Origin of the sequence: Streptomyces sp. NPDC008137, from assembly GCF_042957035.1 — a bacterium.
GTDB lineage: Bacteria > Actinomycetota > Actinomycetes > Streptomycetales > Streptomycetaceae > Streptomyces.
On the sequence record NZ_JBIBHN010000012.1, the window covers coordinates 150,875 to 166,744 of the forward strand.

Annotated in this window: 12 protein-coding genes; 11 read left to right on the top strand and 1 reads right to left on the bottom strand. The window is 72.3% G+C overall.

The features are described from left to right. The 9 genes from ACFZBT_RS21115 to ACFZBT_RS21155 all read left to right on the top strand — a co-directional run bounded on the left by ACFZBT_RS21115 (position 1) and on the right by ACFZBT_RS21155 (position 8,540). Positions 1-930: an ABC transporter permease subunit gene (locus ACFZBT_RS21115; protein WP_391105591.1), complete on the top strand. Its 930-nt coding sequence runs from the start codon at positions 1-3 to the stop codon at positions 928-930. Between the two features lie 2 nt (positions 931-932). Further along, positions 933-1,847 (top strand): ABC transporter permease subunit, encoded by a 915-nt coding sequence (locus ACFZBT_RS21120; protein ID WP_391105593.1) that lies wholly within the window; start codon positions 933-935, stop codon positions 1,845-1,847. Further along, positions 1,844-2,668 carry an ATP-binding cassette domain-containing protein gene (locus tag ACFZBT_RS21125; RefSeq protein WP_391105595.1) on the top strand — a complete coding sequence of 275 codons (825 nt, stop codon included), beginning with the start codon at positions 1,844-1,846 and terminating at the stop codon, positions 2,666-2,668. Before ACFZBT_RS21120 ends, ACFZBT_RS21125 begins: the two co-directional genes overlap by 4 nt. Beyond that, positions 2,665-3,477, top strand: coding sequence for an ATP-binding cassette domain-containing protein (locus tag ACFZBT_RS21130; RefSeq protein WP_391105597.1), 813 nt, complete (start codon positions 2,665-2,667; stop codon positions 3,475-3,477). Before ACFZBT_RS21125 ends, ACFZBT_RS21130 begins: the two co-directional genes overlap by 4 nt. Next, a complete protein-coding gene (locus ACFZBT_RS21135) occupies positions 3,474-4,454 on the top strand; it encodes an aldo/keto reductase (protein WP_391105599.1) in 981 nt (326 codons plus the stop codon). Before ACFZBT_RS21130 ends, ACFZBT_RS21135 begins: the two co-directional genes overlap by 4 nt. Before the next feature lie 30 nt (positions 4,455-4,484). Further along, the gene (locus tag ACFZBT_RS21140) at positions 4,485-5,276 is read left to right on the top strand and encodes an aldolase/citrate lyase family protein (RefSeq protein ID WP_391105601.1); all 792 of its coding nucleotides are present in this window, start codon (positions 4,485-4,487) and stop codon (positions 5,274-5,276) included. Further along, positions 5,273-6,460, top strand: a complete 1,188-nt coding sequence (locus ACFZBT_RS21145) for an exo-alpha-sialidase (RefSeq protein ID WP_391105603.1) — start codon at positions 5,273-5,275, stop codon at positions 6,458-6,460. Before ACFZBT_RS21140 ends, ACFZBT_RS21145 begins: the two co-directional genes overlap by 4 nt. A gap of 150 nt (positions 6,461-6,610) precedes the next feature. Continuing rightward, entirely contained in the window at positions 6,611-7,378 is a 768-nt protein-coding gene (locus ACFZBT_RS21150; RefSeq protein WP_391105605.1) for a carbonic anhydrase, read from the top strand. 139 nt (positions 7,379-7,517) lie between these two features. Then, on the top strand, positions 7,518-8,540 hold the full coding sequence (locus ACFZBT_RS21155) for a substrate-binding domain-containing protein (RefSeq protein WP_391105608.1): 1,023 nt from the start codon (positions 7,518-7,520) through the stop codon (positions 8,538-8,540). Between the two features lie 195 nt (positions 8,541-8,735). Here ACFZBT_RS21155 and ACFZBT_RS21160 read toward each other — a convergent pair whose 3' ends face one another. Next, on the bottom strand, positions 8,736-12,695 hold the full coding sequence (locus ACFZBT_RS21160) for a glycosyl hydrolase (RefSeq protein WP_391105610.1): 3,960 nt from the start codon (positions 12,693-12,695) through the stop codon (positions 8,736-8,738). A 207-nt stretch (positions 12,696-12,902) separates the two neighbouring features. Here ACFZBT_RS21160 and ACFZBT_RS21165 point away from each other — a divergent pair, with 207 nt between their 5' ends. Both ACFZBT_RS21165 and ACFZBT_RS21170 read left to right on the top strand, forming a co-directional pair. Beyond that, entirely contained in the window at positions 12,903-14,159 is a 1,257-nt protein-coding gene (locus tag ACFZBT_RS21165) for an MFS transporter (protein WP_391105612.1), read from the top strand. Positions 14,160-14,191: 32 nt separating this feature from the next. Next, positions 14,192-15,655, top strand: a complete 1,464-nt coding sequence (locus ACFZBT_RS21170) for an arabinose isomerase (RefSeq protein ID WP_391105614.1) — start codon at positions 14,192-14,194, stop codon at positions 15,653-15,655. The last annotated feature ends 215 nt before the right edge of the window (positions 15,656-15,870 follow it).

A 15,870-nucleotide genomic window follows, 5' to 3' on the forward strand; every position in this document is an offset into this window, starting at 1 on the left:
GTGGCCACCTACCTCGCCCGCCGTATCGGCCAGAGCCTGCTGGCCGTCTTCCTCACCCTCACCACGGTCTTCCTGCTGCTGCGCCTGGCCCCAGGCGACCCGGCCGCCGCCTACGCCGCGCCGAGCGCCACGGCCGCCGACCTCGCCCGCATCCGCGCCCAGTTCGGCCTCGACGAACCGCTCGTCGTCCAGTACGGGATCTTCCTGCGGGACCTGTGCACCGGGAACCTCGGCACCAGCTACTCCTTCCACGCCTCCGCGTTCCAGGTGGTCATGGACCGGCTGCCGTACACCATCACCCTCGCGGTCTCCGCCATCGCGGTCACCACCGTCGTCGCCGTACCGCTCGGCGTGTGGATGGCCCGGCGCGCCGACACCAAGCGGGAGCTGGGTGCCAACGTCCTGACGATCACCGGGCAGTCGATGCCGGACTTCTGGACCGGCGTGATGCTGCTGACCGTCTTCGCGGTACTGCTCCCGGTACTGCCCGCCTCCGGCTTCACCACCTGGAGCGGCCTGATCCTGCCCACGGTGACCGTGGCCGTCCTCCAGCTCGCCCTGATCTCACGCCTGGTGCGCCGCGAGATGAGCACCGCGCTCGCCGCCCCCTACACCACGGTCGCCCGCTCCCGCGGGGTCTCCGAACGCACCCTGACCTGGCAGTACGGCCTGCGCAACTCCGCCGTGCCGCTCGTCACCGCCCTGGGCACCCGCTTCGCGGCCCTGCTCAACGGTGTCGTGGTCGTCGAGGTCGTCTTCGGCTGGCCGGGCGTCGGCTCACTCGTCGTCCGCGCCCTGGAAACGCGCGACTACCCGCTCATCCAGGCCACCGTCCTCGTCACGGCCACCCTCGCGATCCTCGTCCAGCTTCTCGTCGACCTCGCCTACCCGCTGTTCGATCCGCGCGTACGACTCGGAAAGGCGGCCTGACCATGGCCGGTGTCATCTCCACCCCGGCCGCCGGCGCCGAGCGGCCCAGCGCCGTCACCGCCCGCGACCTCGCCCGGGCCACCGCGACCCGGCAGCGGCGCGGCTCACGCTTCAAGATCTGGGCCGGGTCCGTGTGCACGGCCCTGGTCGTTCTGCCCGTCGCCCTGGCGAGCCTGCTGCCCCTGCCGGAGGCCAACGCCCAGGACCTCTCGGAGCGAAGGCTGCCACCGCTCAGCGCGGGACATCTGCTCGGCACCGACCAGCTCGGCCGCGACCTGCTGTCGCGCATCCTGCACGGCGGCCAGGTTTCCCTGTCGGTCGGCGTCCTCGCGGTCCTGGTGTCCGGGCTGATCGGCATCCTCGCCGGATCGGCCGCGGGCTTCTTCGGCGGCTGGGTCGACGCGCTCGTCTCCCGCTTCCTGGAGGCCCAGCTCGCCCTGCCCCTGCTGATGATGCTGCTGCTCGTCGTAGCCCTCTTCGGGCCCTCCGTCACCGTCATCACCTGTGTGATCGCCGTCGCGCAGTGGCCCGAGGTGGCGCGGCTGACCCGCTCCCTCGTCCTGGTCGAGCGCGAGAAACCGTACGTCGCCGCCGCCCGCGTGCTGGGCCTGCGCGGCTGGCAGATCCTCACCCGGCACGTGGTGCCCAACGTCGTACGGCCGGTGAGCCTCGTCGTACTGTTGCTGCTGGCCCAGGCCGTGCTGCTGGAGAGCGCGCTGAGCTTCCTCGGCGCCGGACCGCAGCGGCCCTTCGCCACCTGGGGCCGGATCATCTCCGACGGCCAGGCCTACATCACCACCTCGTGGTGGCTGGTCACCCTGCCCGGCCTGGTCATCGCCCTCCTCGTCGTCGGGGTCAACCTGCTGGGCGACGGACTGCGGGACCGCACCCGCCGCCGGAAGGGAGCGGGAGCATGACACCGCTGCTGGAAGTGAACGACCTCCAGATCGAACTCATCACCGCGCACGGCGTCGTCCGGGCCGTCGACGGCGTCAGCTTCACCGTCGGCCGCGGCGAGACCGTGACCCTCATCGGCGAGTCCGGATCCGGCAAGTCGACCACCGCGATGGGCGTACTGCGGCTGCTGCCGGAGGGACTGGCCGTGCTGTCCGGAAGCGTCCGCGTCGGCGGCCGGGACGTCGTCGCCGACCCCGGCGCGGCATGCGCGGTACGCGGCCGGACGGCGTCCCTGATCCCGCAGGACCCGATGACCGCCCTCAGCCCCGTCCACACCATCGGCCGGCAGCTCGGCGAGGCGATCCGCCTGCGCCACCCCGAACTGTCCAGGGCCCAGGCCCGCGAGAAGGGCGTCGAGCTGCTCGCCCAGGTGCGCATCACGCGCCCAGAGACCCGCTGGAAGTCCTACCCGCACCAGTTCTCCGGCGGCATGCTGCAACGCATCCTCATCGCCATCGCCCTGGCCGGCGATCCGGAACTGCTGGTCGCCGACGAACCCACCTCCGCCCTCGACGCGACCGTGCAGGCCAGCGTCCTGGACCTGCTGATGGAACTCCAGGAACGCACCGGCATCGGCGTGCTGATGATCACGCACGACCTGGGCGTGGCCCGGCTGGTCTCCGACCGCATCCACGTCATGAAGGACGGCCGGTTCGTCGAGTCGGGGCCGGCCGAGCAGATCGTCGACAAGCCGGCCGAGCCCTACACCCGAGCCCTCCTCGCCGCAGTGCCCCGGCTGGGCACCTGGGACGAGTCCGTCGTACCGGGAGCCGCCACATGACTCTGTTGTCCGTAGAGGACCTGGTCGTCGAATACCCGACCCCGAACGGCCCGTTCCGTGCCGTCGACCAGGTCGGCTTCCAGCTCGACAAGGGCGGCTCGCTCGCGGTCGTCGGCGAGTCCGGCTGCGGCAAGTCGACCCTCGCCCGTGCCCTGGTCCGGCTGCTCACCCCACGGTCCGGCCGTATCGTCCTCGACGGTACGGACATCGCCACCCTCCCGGAGCGGAGACTGCGACCGCTCAGGCGCCGCGTCCAGATGGTCTTCCAGGACCCCTACGGCTCCCTCGACCCCCATCTGACCGCCCAGCAGATCGTGGCCGAGCCGCTGCGCCTCGGCGGTGTGTCCGACCGCGGCGAACGGTCCCGCCGTGCCGCCGAGCTGCTCGACCAGGTCGGCCTGCCCCCGTCCGCCCTGGAACGCCGCCCGGCCGACTTCTCCGGCGGCCAGCGGCAGCGCATCGGCATCGCCCGCGCCCTCGCCTCCCGGCCCGACCTGCTGGTCTGCGACGAGGCGACCTCCGCGCTCGACGTCTCCGTGCAGGCCCAGGTGCTCGCGCTCCTCAGGGAGTTGCAGGAGGAGACCGGCATCGCCTACCTCGTCATCGCGCACAACCTGGGCGTGGTGCGCGAGATGAGCACGGACGTCGTGGTGATGCGGGCCGGCCGTGTGGTCGAGGCGGGGCGGACCGAGACCGTCCTCGCCGCTCCGTCCGACCCCTACACCCGCGCCCTGCGCCGCGCCGCACTCGACCCGACCGCCATCCACGGCGTGAAACCCCGCCGCGTACTGGAAGGAAGTTCCTCGTGACCACCGGCCTCACCTTGCCGAACACCACCGTCCCGCTCTCGCGGCTGGTGCTCGGCACCATGACCTTCGGTGACACCGTCGACCGCTCGTCGGCCGCGTCGATGCTGGACGCCGCGCTGGACGCGGGCGTCACGGGCGTGGACACGGCCAACGGTTACGCGGGCGGTGAGAGCGAGCGACTGCTGGGGGAGTTGCTGCCGGGCCGCCGGGAGCGGATCGTGCTGGCCACCAAGGCGGGTATCCCGCATCCCGACCAGGGTGATCACGCGCCGCTGTCACCCGCCGGTCTGCGCGCCGCGCTGGACGGCAGTCTGAAGCGGCTCGGGACCGACCGTGTCGACCTGTTCTATCTGCATCAGCCGGACCGTGCGACGCCGCTGGCCGAAACCCTGGCGACCGTCGCCGAGTTCGTCGCCGAGGGGAAGATCGGCGCCCTTGGCGTGTCCAACTACGCGGCCTGGCAGATCTCCGAACTCACCCGCACGGCCGACGAGGTGGGCGCCCCGCACCCGGTCGTCGCCCAGCAGCTGCACAACCTCCTGGCCCGCCGTATCGAGGAGGAGTACGCCGAGTACGCGGCCGTGACGGGCCTGCGCACCATGGTCTACAACCCGCTCGGCGGCGGTCTGCTGACCGGCCGTCACACCTTCGAACAGGCCCCGGCCAGCGGCCGTTTCGGCGACTCCAAGCTGGCCGCGATGTACCGGCAGCGCTACTGGAACGAGGACCTGTTCCGGGCCGTCACCGACCTCACCCGCATCGCCTCCGACGCGGGCCTGCCGCTCACCGCCCTCGCCCTGCGCTGGCTGCTGGACCGCCCCTCCACCGACGCACTGCTGCTGGGCGGCTCCAAGACCGAGCACCTGCTCGCCAACATCACGGCAGCAGCCGAGGGCCCGCTTCCGGCCGATGTCACCGCGGCCTGCGACGAGGTCGGCGCCCGCCTGCGCGGCCCGATGCCCGCCTACAACCGCTGACCACGCCCCGAGACGCTACGGAGATCCTTCATGGCAACCGGCCGCACTCCAGCCGAGTTCACCACCGCCCTGCGCACCCGCGAACAGCTCATCGGCTACTGGTCCCTGCTCGACTCACCCGTCGCCGCCGAACGCCTGGCCCGCCTCGGTTACGACTACCTCGCCTTCGACGCCCAGCACGGCCTCTTCGGCTACCAGGGCATGCTCAACAACCTCCTGGCCACCGACACCAAGGGCAGCACCGCCGTCGGCATGGTGCGCGTCGAGGCCAACGACCTCACGTACATCGGCAAGGCGCTGGACGCGGGCGCGAGCGCCGTCATCGTCCCGCTGATCGACAACGCCCAGGACGCGGCCGACGCCGTCGCCGCCGTCCGCTACCCCCCGCTGGGCCGCCGTTCCTACGGACCCATGCGCGCCCAGCTCCGCATCGGTCCCGACCCCGCCGACACCCACGCCCAGACCGCGGTCCTCGCCATGATCGAAACCGCCGACGGACTCGCCGATGTCGAAGCCATCTGCGCCACCGACGGCCTCGACGGCATCTACGTCGGCCCCTCCGACCTGCGCCTCGCCCTCGGCGGAGCCACCTCCACCGACCCCTCCGTACAGGAGGAGTTCGAGCAGGCCCTGACCCGCATCAGCAAGGCGGCCGAGGCAGCCGGCATCGCCGCGGGCATCCACAACCCCGACGGCGCGAGCGCGGCCCGCCGCCTCGCCCAGGGCTACACCTTCGCCACCGTGGCCTGCGACCTCATCCACCTGGAACAGGCGGCCGCCGGCCATCTGACCGCCGCACGTCAGACGGGCGAGGCCCGATGACCACCCCCGACGGCATCGTGCGCCCCCACCCCGACCAGCCGGGCCGCGCCGAGACCCACCTGGCCGCCCCCGCCGTGCAGAACCACGCCGCCAACCTCACCGTCCTGCCCAGCGGCGACCTGGGATGTGTCTGGTTCGGCGGCACCCAGGAAGGCGTCGCCGACATCTCGGTGTGGTTCTCCCGCCTCGCCCAAGGCGCCGACACCTGGTCCCTACCCGTGCGGCTCTCCGCCGACGACACCCGCTCCGAGCAGAACCCGCTCCTGTTCCCCGCCCCCTCGGGCGAGCTCTGGCTCCTGCACACCGCACAACGAGCCGGCCACCAGGACACGGCCGAGGTCCGGCTGCGCGTCAGCCACGACGAGGGCGCCACCTGGGGCCCGGCACGTGTCCTGTTCCCGGCCACCGAGCAGGGCGGCGTGTTCGTACGCCAGCCGGTCGTCCAAGTGCCGTCCGGAGAGAGGCTGTTGCTCCCCGTATTCCGCTGTGTGGCCACGCCCGGCGCCGCCTGGTCGGGCGACCGGGACACCAGCTCCGTCATGATCAGCGACGACGGCGGACGCACCTGGCGCGAACGCCCCGTCCCGGGCAGCACCGGCCTCGTCCACATGAACATCCGCCCGCTGCCCGACGGTTCACTCCTGGCCCTCTTCCGCAGCCGCCGCGCGGACGCCGTGCACAGCAGCGTGTCGTCGGACGGCGGCGAGACATGGAGCGAACCGCGCGCCTTGGACCTGCCGAACAACAACTCCTCGATCCAGTACACCGTGCTGGCCGACGGCAGGCCCGCCCTGGTCTACAACCACAGCAGCGCGGCCGACGCCGTCGCGCGCAGGGTCTCGCTGTACGACGAGATCGACGACGGGGGAGTGGCGGGGACACCCTCGGTACCCTCGGCAACCGCCCCCACGGGCGACGCGTTCTGGGGCGCCCCCCGCGCCCCGCTCTCCCTGGCCCTCTCCCCGGACGGCGGACGCACGTGGCCGTCGCGCCACGACCTCGAGACCGGCGACGGCCACTGCCTGACCAACAACTCCCGCGACGGACTCAACCGCGAGCTGTCCTACCCCTCGCTCGCCCAGACACCGGACGGCGCCCTCCACATCGCCTACACCCACCACCGGCGCACCATCCAACACATCCGCTTGGACGGCGACTGGCTGAAGCGGGAGTTCCCGGCCTGATCACCGAGGGTCCGGCTCTCGGTGCGCTCCGCGTTTTGGATCAGCCCTTCCCCTGCGCTGCATCGGCGCTGTACGGGCGCTGACCGGCCTCCCGGGACAGTGGCATCACCGGCTCCCACCAGGGGAGCGGCGACCATAGGGGACAGCTACATGGGTACCGCCGGAACACCACAGCGCAGGGCCATACTCACCGGTGGGCTGGCCGCCACCACCGCAGCTCTGCTCACCGCCTGTTCGTCGAAGACGGACTCCACGGCCAAGGGGACGGCGGCGGCCGCGAGCACTTCCCCTTCGCCCGCGGCCGCCGCCCGGCCGGACTCGCCGTGGGCGGCGTTCTCCCGGCTGATGGACGGCAACAAGCGCTGGGTGGACGGCAGCCTCGAGCACCCCGACCGCGACCCGAAGCGCCGCGAGTTCGTCGCCCAGGAGCAGAAGCCCTACGGCGTGATCCTGTCGTGCATCGACTCCCGCGTGCCGCCGGAGCTGCTCTTCGACACCGGGCTCGGCGACCTCTTCGTGATGCGCACGGGCGGACAGGTCGTGGGACCGGTCGTCGTCGGTTCCGTGGAGTACGGGCCGATGACATCCGGCACCCCGCTCATCGTGGTCCTCGGCCACCAGCGCTGCGGCGCCGTGAAGGCGGCCTACGAGGCGCTGCGCGACGGCAAGGAACTGCCCGGCAACCTGCAGTCGATCGCCGACGCCCTGGAGCCCGCCTACGAGGAGACGGCCAAGGGCGAGCACGCCGACCCGGTCGACGCCATGACCCGTGTCCACATCGATCAGACCGCCGCCGGCCTGCGCTCCAACAAGGACCTCGCCCCGATGGTGAAGAAGGGCGACCTGGCCGTCGTCAGCGCCTACTACTCGCTCGACACCGGCCGGGTGGAGGTCCTCACCGGCGCCCCCTCCGCCTGATCCGGAGCCTGCTCCGGGACCTGGTCGGGAGACAACGGAGACCGGGCGGGGAAAAACGTTCCACGCCCGGTCACGTTATACTTGCGGCGCTCATGGAGGCCGCCGTCGTGCCTGGTCGCACGGCCGCAACAGCGAGGGGGTGGACGCCGTTCCGGCACGCCCCGCCCGCATCCAGGACGTCGCGGCCGCCGCCGGCGTCTCGGTGTCCACGGTGTCGAACGTGCTCAACCGTCCGGAGCGCGTCACCGCACGGACCGCCGAGCGCGTCCGCGTCGCGGTCGCCGAACTCGACTACGTCCCCCACCCGGGAGCGGCGGGCCTGCGCACCGGCCACTCCTCCGCCATCGGGCTCGTGCTGCCGGACGTGACCAACTCCTTCTACGCGCGCATCGCACGTGGCGCGGCCGACGCGGCCTACGACCACGGCTACTCCCTCGTCCTCTGCCACAGCGGCGACGCCCCGGAGCGGGAGCAGGGCTACTTCAGCATGCTCGTCGAGCAGCGGGCCGTCGGCGTGGTCGTCGTGCCGCTCAGCGCCGCCCCGGGGCGTCTTGCCCGGCTGCGTGAGCGGGGCATCCCGCTGGTCCTGGCCGACCGGGCGATGCCCGACCGGGAGGGCTGCTCGGTCTCCGTCGACGACATCGCGGGCGGCCGTATCGCCGTACAGCACCTCCTCGACAGCGGGGCGCGCGACATCCTCGTCGTCAACGGCGAACGCGGCATACGCCAGTGCGCCGACCGCTACCAGGGCGCCCGGCAGGCCGTCCGCAGCCGGCGCGAGGCACGGCTGGACCAGGTCGTCGCCGAGCGGATGACCGTCGCGTACGGCACACAGATCGCGCGCGAACTGGAGCACCTGCCCGACGGGGTCTTCTGCACCAACGACTTCCTCGCGGCCGGCCTGTGCCGGGGCCTGACCGAGCGGGGCGTGCGCGTCCCCGAGGACGTGCAGGTGGTCGGCTACGGCGACCTCGACGTCGCGAGCTTCGGGGCGACGACCCTGACGACGGTCCGGCAGCCGGTGGAAGACCTCGGCCGGGCGGCCGTGGAGATGCTGCTCGACGAGGTCGAGGCCCGCGCCGACCACCTCCACGAGACCCGCGTCTTCGCCCCCGGCCTCGTCCTGCGGGACTCCACCCGAGCGCTCACGGAGGCCCTCTAAGGGGTCTTCCCTATGAGCGTCCGATCAGGGCGCGTGGTCTGGTGCCGTGCATCGCGAGGCGCCGGAGAGCCCTGGACGGGGGTGCCCCCGCTCGAGCGCAGCCGAGAGTGGGGGAGGAGCTACCTGGGCTTTTCGGCAACGCGGCGAGGTGCGGTGCCAGGCCGCGCGACCCGGGCGCGCATAGTGAAAGTACCCCTAAGCCGGTATCCGCAGCGTCACCGGCCCCAGCAGCCCTGACGACAGCTGGGATTCGAACGCCCAGGCCGTCGGTGTGGCCTCCGCGAGATAGGGCGCCAGCGTGCCCCGGACGGTCACCTCCACCCGGACGGTACGCCCGGCGGCACCCCGCAACGGGAACCGGTACGGCGCGCAGAACGCCTCGCCCACGAACTCTCCGTCGACCGACACCTCCACACTGCCCAGCACCCGCCCGAGATCCAGGACGGGATCGGGCCCCGGCGGCACCTGAACCGCACGCGCGTACGTCACGCCGCCGCTCCAACTCCCCAGCCCCAGCTCACGCCAGTCACCGAGCGGCAGCGGCGCCGGTACGGTCCGCACGCGCACCGGCCCGCGCCAGGCGGAGCCGCCCCGCTGGACCGCCGTCGGCCCGGTGACCACCTCGACCGGCGTGGGCGACGGAAGTGGTTGGCGCAGTGTCAGCCGATGGCCGTCCAGGGGCGATTCAGGCCCGTCCCCGACCCGCACGCTCGCGGGAAGCGCCAGCGGCAGGTCGAGCGACACCGTGCCCGCCGGCACGGTGAACCGGAAGCGCTGCGGGGCCGCGTGGACGTCGTCCGTGCATCGTGACGGCCAGACGGTGCCCGCGAGCACCGGCCGACCGGTGAGCCAGCCGGTGTCCGGCAGCGGGTGCGGCCGGACACCGGCGTGACAGTGCCGCAGCTCGCCACGCCTGCGCTCGTCCTCGACGGTCCGCCCCCGCCACCCGCCCGTCCCGGCCTCCCAGCCGGCGCCGCTGACCAGGGCAGTCACCCCGGCCCCGGACCGCACCACCAGGTCGACGAACACCGCGTCCCGGGCATCGGTGCTGTCGGACACGACCTCCAGGGTGTGCTCGCCCGTCCCGAGCACCGGTTCGTGGCGGAAGAACTGCGGCACGGCGCCCCAGTCCGCCTCGTAGTACTCCACCTTCTCCTGCCGCGCCACGACGTCGCCGTCGAGCAGGACGGTGACCGACGAGGCGGCACCCACCACGAGCACCGCCCGCGCGTCCTCACCCGGGACCCGCAGCCGCGCGCGGTACGTCACCCGGCCCTCCGGCCGCACGCCCTCCGGCGGGCGCATGAACCGCGGACGCGGCCCGAGCCCGCCCGTCCCGGTCAGGCAGAAGAAGCTGCCCAGCGGTGTGCCGTCCTCGGCCGAGATCGTCGAGGGACAGCCCTGGGCCTCGGACAGTTCGTACTCGAGCACGTTCCGGGCCCGGGCCACCGTGATCGGGGCTGACGCCACGTACCCCGCGCCGTCCGGGTCCAGCAGCTCGCCGTTCCACCACACGCGCTTGCGGGCCTCCGCGCCGACATGCAGTTCGGCGGGCCCCCGGTGATCGGTCTCCACGATCGTCCGGACCCGGGCCGCCGTCGTGCCGACCGGCACGGGCACGCGGACGAACTCCTCGTTCACCAGACCCTTGAGGCCCAGCAGCCCGCCCGGATCCGGGATGCCCCGGCTCGACGAGTACACGGCCACGTCCCAGCCCGCGTCCGGCGGTACGAGAGCCAGCTCGCCGGCCAGGACCTGTTCCGCGCGCTCGGCGTCCAGCGGCTCGGGCACCTGGCCGAGGGGCAGCGGGGCCAGGACACGCACCCGGTTGCCGTACGTAGCCCGGGCCAACTCCCACACGGCGCCCTCGGTCCACTCCATGGTCCAGATCTGCGGCTCGTCGACGGACGTGCCCGGGGGCAGCGCCAGATCGCCCCAGGTGTTGTCCAGGGTGGGCACCAGCCGGCCGTGCCAGCCCGTCGAGAGGTCGAGCACCCGGCCGGGCGACTCCCGTACCGGCGCCGTCGGTGCCGCGCGGCCCTCACGCCAGACGACCAGGGCCGCGGGTGCGCCGTCCAGCGGCACCTCGATCGTCGAGACGGCGCCGTCGGCGGAGTCGGACACGGTGACGCGCGCGGGATGACGGGAGCCGGTCGCCGGATTCCAGACCTCGGCCTCGGCGACCTCGGCCCGCACGATGACGGACGACGTGCCGACGGCGAGGCCCTCCGGGGAGGCGCCGGGCCGCAGCGGATGCGCGCCGATCTCCGGAAAGGCCGCCGTGACCAGTGCCACCGCCTCGTTCCCCTGCCGCCTGACGAGCAGCGGCACCTCACCGGTGGCGTACCCGGCCGCGCCTGCCACCGCCGCCGCACCGGCCTCCGGGTCAGGCACCCGCTCCAGCCGCGGATGGGCCAGCAGGGCCGCCACCACCGCGTCGTCACCGGACCTGCCCGCGGCCGTCCCGGGCGGGCGCCCCACGACCACGACCCGCCCACCCGCGTCGAGCAGTTCGGCCAGCCGTCGCGCCGTCTCCTCCTCCAGCACGCTCGCCGAGGGCAGCAGCACCGCCCGGTACGCCAGGTCCCTGATGCGCAGGGCGCCGTCGGTGGCCTTGGCGCGCTGGACCGAGTCGTCGTCGACGACGTCGAAGGAGATCCCGTGCCGGTCCAGGCTGCCGACGTGCGGGGCGAGCCAGTTGTTCGTGCCGCACAGGTCCAGGTAGTGGCGCTGCGTCTCGTCGGCGTCGGCATGGCCGTCGCCCAGCCGGCCGTCGCCGAAGTGCCGGACCGGCGCGTCCAGCGGGATGAGCGCCCGCATGGTCGCCGTCGGGTGAAGGACCGCCACGTCGGCCGCGTAGCTCCCCCAGGACATGATCGAGCAGATCCGGGCCACGGCCCGGGAGAACGCCGCGTACTGCTTCCAGTAGGGCTGGCGCCAGTCGGTCGACGGCGGCGCCCACTCGAACCAGCCGCCCGCCGTGCCGAAGTAACTGGCGTGCGGGTTGTACAGATTGGCGCCGCTGCGCAGGAACGGCAGCAGCCAGTGGTAGGTGTCCTCCAGCGTGCCGCCCCAGCCGGAGGAGTGGAACGCCTCGATCCACACCCGCTCGTGGCCGTAGAGGTGGGCCAGGGAGGAGTGCACCTTGGCGTCACCGTGGTGGTCGCTGCCGGCGGCGCTGTACCAGCGGTGGGTCCGGAAGTAGTCGGTGTAGATCTGCGTCGACTGCGCCGGGTAGCCCGCGCGGGCCGGGTGGCTCTGGTCGCTGCCGAGCAGCAGGCCGCGCTCGCGGTGCCAGTCGGAGAGTGGCCGGAACAGGGCCTCCTCGGTGAGGTCAGCGCGGACCGCGTAGTAGTCGGCGCGGATCTTTCCATCGGACAGGGTGGCGTTCGTTCCGAACAGGGCCGGCAGGTGGTCGAGCAGGTCGTAGCCGCGCCGGGCGCGGAACTCGTCGGCGAAGCTGTGGCTCCACGCGTTCGTGCCCGGCAGTTCGTCCTGGAAGCTGCCCGCGATGACGGTGCCCAGGTACTCGGGCACTCGGCGGTCGTACTCGTGGTGGACGGTGTCCATCAGCAGGCCCACGGCGCGCGGGTCGAGGTAGTCGAACGCCGTGAGGACGGTGGTGACGAGCCGCACCTCGGTGCCGTCGTCGGCGGCAACACCCACCCGGCCGGCACCGTCCGTGGCCAGATCCAGGCGCCGGCCCTGCCGGGTGTACGCCGCCAGCGGGGTCTCGGCATCGCTGACGGCGACCGTGCCCCAGGCGACGGTGACGTCATGAAAGCGCAGCGCACGGCCGGCCGCCTCGGGATGACGCCGTGTCACACCGCCCTGCACATTGGCGCCCGAGAACCCGATCTGGTCGTAGAACCACAGGCGCGTGCCCAGTTCCGCGGCGAACTCGCAGGCGTCGGTGAAGCGCGCCCACCACTCCTCGCCGAACCACGCCGGATCGTCGGCCCGGGCACCGAACGTCGGGCCGGCCGGGGCCAAGTTGATCACGACGAGGTTGTGGACACCGCCCTGCGCGAACGCCCGCAGCTGCCAGGCCAGGCGCTCGCGGGTGACCTTCGCACCCGACCACCACCACAGGGGAGTGGGGCCGAAGTCGCGGGGCGGGTCGTCGAACAGGCGTCGGAGTGCGGGGGAGAGCACGGACACGGTCCTTCCCCTGAAACGTTTTTAGGCCACTTTCACCGTAGGGGACCTGGCGCGGTGACGCCATACCGCGCCAGGTGGCGGCGAGGCTGACGTCATGTCACGCATTCGCGCGCGACATCTTGTTGCAACGTTTTTCTCGCCCTATATTCGCTGCGACCAGGCCCCCGGAACCGCGATGTCACCAGACGACGGAGTCGCAGCATGGCCGGTACCCGCCCCATCCCGAAACAGCTCTGGAAGGCCGCCGCCCTGTCGGGCATGGCCTCCTATCTCGATGCCGGGCTGATCGTCAGCATCTCCGTCAACCTGGCCATCTACCGCGACAGTTACGACATGGGCGTGTGGATGGCCGGTGCGATCAGCGCGATCGTCACCGGCTGCATCGCCGTCGGGTCCCTGGTCGGCGGACGGCTCGCCGACCTCTTCGGCCGGCGCCGCGTCTACAACTGGGACATCTTCTGCTTCGCCCTCGGCGCGATCGTCATCACGCTGGCCCCGGACGACATCACGCTGCTGATCGGTGTCCTCGTCGCGGGGCTCGCGGCCGGCGCCGACCTGCCGACGTCCCTGGCCGTGGTCTCGGACGCCGCGCCCTCCTGGGCCCGGGGCAGGCTCGTCGCCTTCACCCAGGTCATGTGGATGCTGGGCATCGCCGTCGCCATCGCCCTCGGCTTCGCCCTGTCCACCTCGGGCATGACCGGGGCCCGGCTCATCACCGGGCAACTGGCCGTCGCCGCGCTCGTCACCTGGGCCTACCGCTCCCGGCTGAAGCTACCCGACGAGCCGTCGGAGACCGAGACGGACGCCGCACCGCAGGGTGTCTCCCTGAAGAACATCTGGACGCGCGCCGCCCTGCTGCCGATGACCGCGACGTTCGTCTTCTACGTCACCTGGGGCCTCGGGGCCAACACCTTCGGCCAGTTCGGCACCTATCTGCTCGTCACCGTGAGCGACGCGTCACAGAGCCTGGCCACCGGAATCAACCTGGCCGCCATCCCGATCGGGGTGCTGCTGACCTTCGCCTTCGTGCGATTCGCGGACACCCCCTGGCGCGACCGGCTGTTTCACGTGGCCGCGGTCGTGCAGATCCTCGCCTTCGTCATCGCGTCGCTGACCGCGGGCGCGCTCGTCGGCATGCTCGTCTTCTTCGTCCTTTACCAGCTTTCCAACCCCTTCGCCGGGGAGGCGAACTACAAGGTGTGGTCGCAGCTCACGCTGCCCGCCGACACCCGGGGCACCACCCAGGGCCTGACCTACGCCCTGTCGCGGGGCGTCTTCGCGGTCGCCGCGTTCTTCACCCCCGCCCTGGCCGACCACAGCCCGGCCGTCCTGCTCTGGACGATCACCGCCTGTATGACGGTGGCGGCGTTCGCGGGCGTGTTCATCATCCGCGTCCTGGTGCCGCGCTCCTCCGGTGCGGTGCGCGAGGACACGGACCTGCGCGTTCCCAGCACCTGAGCCGCAGCAGACCCAGACAAGGAGCACCGACCATGGCAACGACCGCGGACCGCGAGGCCGCAGGGAACGCCGTCCTGCACGACCTGCTCCCGCCGGTCGCCCGGCGCCGCACCCGGATCGGACTGGTCGCGGGCGGACTGGGCACCTACTGGCCGCAGTTCCCGGGGCTCCTCCCGCAGCTCAAGGAGTCGGCCGCCTATGTCGCCGAGCGGTTCCGGGGGATGGACGCGGAGGTGACCGACGCCGGATTCGTCTCCGACGCGCAGGAGGGCGCCGAGGCCGCCGAACTGCTGCGCCGGGCCGACTGCGATCTGATCGTGCTGTTCCTGACGACGTATCTGACGTCGTCGATGGTGCTGCCGATCGCGCGGCGCTCGCACACTCCCGTCCTCGTCATCGACCTCCAGCCGAGCGAGCGGATGAACCACGCGACCTTCGACACCGGTGACTGGCTGGCCTACTGCGCCCAGTGCTCCGTCCCCGAGGTCGGCAACGTCTTCCGGCGCGCCGGCATCCCCTTCCGGTCGGTCTCGGGATGGCTGCGCCAGGAGTCCGCCTGGCGGCGCATCGAGCAGTGGATCAGGGCCGCGCACATCCGCGCCGCGCTGCGGCACGCCCGGCACGGCCTGATGGGGCACCTCTATCCCGGCATGCTCGACGTGCAGACCGATCCGACGCTGCTGGCCACGACGTTCGGCTCTCATGTGGAGGTGCTGGAGTTCGACGACCTGCGGCACCGGGTGGAGCGCGTGACCGAGGCGGAGACGAAGGAGCGCATGGCGCTCGCCCGGCGGGTCTTCACCCTCGACGACAGCGTGGCGGACGAGGACTTCGCCTGGGGTGCGACCGTGTCGGTCGCTCTGGACCGCCTCGTCGAGGACTTCGGGCTCGACACCCTCGCCTACTACCACCGCGGCCTCGACGGCGAACTGCACGAGCGCCTCGGCGCCGGCATGATCCTGGGCGCCTCCCTGCTCACCGCCCGGGGCGTCCCCGCGGCCGGCGAGTACGAACTGCGCACCAGCGTCGCCCAGCTCGCCTCCCAGAGCGTCGGCGCCGGCGGCTCCTTCACCGAGATCCAGGCCCTCGACTTCGAGGACGGCGTCGTGGAGATGGGCCACGACGGACCCGCCCACCTCGCCGTCAGCGCCCGCGAGCCGCTGCTGCGCGGACTCGGCGTCTACCACGGCAAACGCGGCTGGGGCGTGAGCGTCGAGTTCGACGTCCGGCACGGGCCCGTCACCCTGCTCGGCCTCGGCCAGGACGCCGACGGCAGCCTGTCCTTCATCACCTCCGAGGGCACCGTCGTCCCCGGACCGCTGCTGGAGATCGGCAACACCACCAGCCGCGTCGACTTCGGCCGCGATCCGGGCGAATGGGTGGACGCGTGGAGCGCCACCGGCGTCGGCCACCACTGGTCCCTCGCCGTCGGCCATCACGCGGCCGACTTCCGGGCGGCGGCGAGCCTGCTGGGCATCGAGCACCGGGGCGTCTGACGGGGAGATGGGTGTCGTCCCCGCCCGGAGATGGGTGCGGGCACCGATGGTGACGCCATCGGTGTGCGTGTGAGGCTGGCGGCGTCATCGAGGCTTTCGTGCCGGTTGTCATGGCCGCGGCCTCGGTATGCGCCGAGAGGCGGACCACGCCGCCCGATCAGAGCCCCCTCGAAGGAGGAGCCCCTATCCATCCCCGCAAGGTGAAACGATCCGCC

Excerpts from the sequence above, each read along its gene's own strand:
- ACFZBT_RS21120 (WP_391105593.1), top strand. The coding sequence starts at position 933 with ATGGCCGGTGTCATCTCCACCCCGGCCGCCGGCGCCGAGCGGCCCAGC.
- ACFZBT_RS21125 (WP_391105595.1), top strand. The coding sequence starts at position 1,844 with ATGACACCGCTGCTGGAAGTGAACGACCTCCAGATCGAACTCATCACC.
- ACFZBT_RS21130 (WP_391105597.1), top strand. The coding sequence starts at position 2,665 with ATGACTCTGTTGTCCGTAGAGGACCTGGTCGTCGAATACCCGACCCCG.
- ACFZBT_RS21140 (WP_391105601.1), top strand. The coding sequence starts at position 4,485 with ATGGCAACCGGCCGCACTCCAGCCGAGTTCACCACCGCCCTGCGCACC.
- ACFZBT_RS21145 (WP_391105603.1), top strand. The coding sequence starts at position 5,273 with ATGACCACCCCCGACGGCATCGTGCGCCCCCACCCCGACCAGCCGGGC.
- ACFZBT_RS21150 (WP_391105605.1), top strand. The coding sequence starts at position 6,611 with ATGGGTACCGCCGGAACACCACAGCGCAGGGCCATACTCACCGGTGGG.
- ACFZBT_RS21165 (WP_391105612.1), top strand. The coding sequence starts at position 12,903 with ATGGCCGGTACCCGCCCCATCCCGAAACAGCTCTGGAAGGCCGCCGCC.
- ACFZBT_RS21170 (WP_391105614.1), top strand. The coding sequence starts at position 14,192 with ATGGCAACGACCGCGGACCGCGAGGCCGCAGGGAACGCCGTCCTGCAC.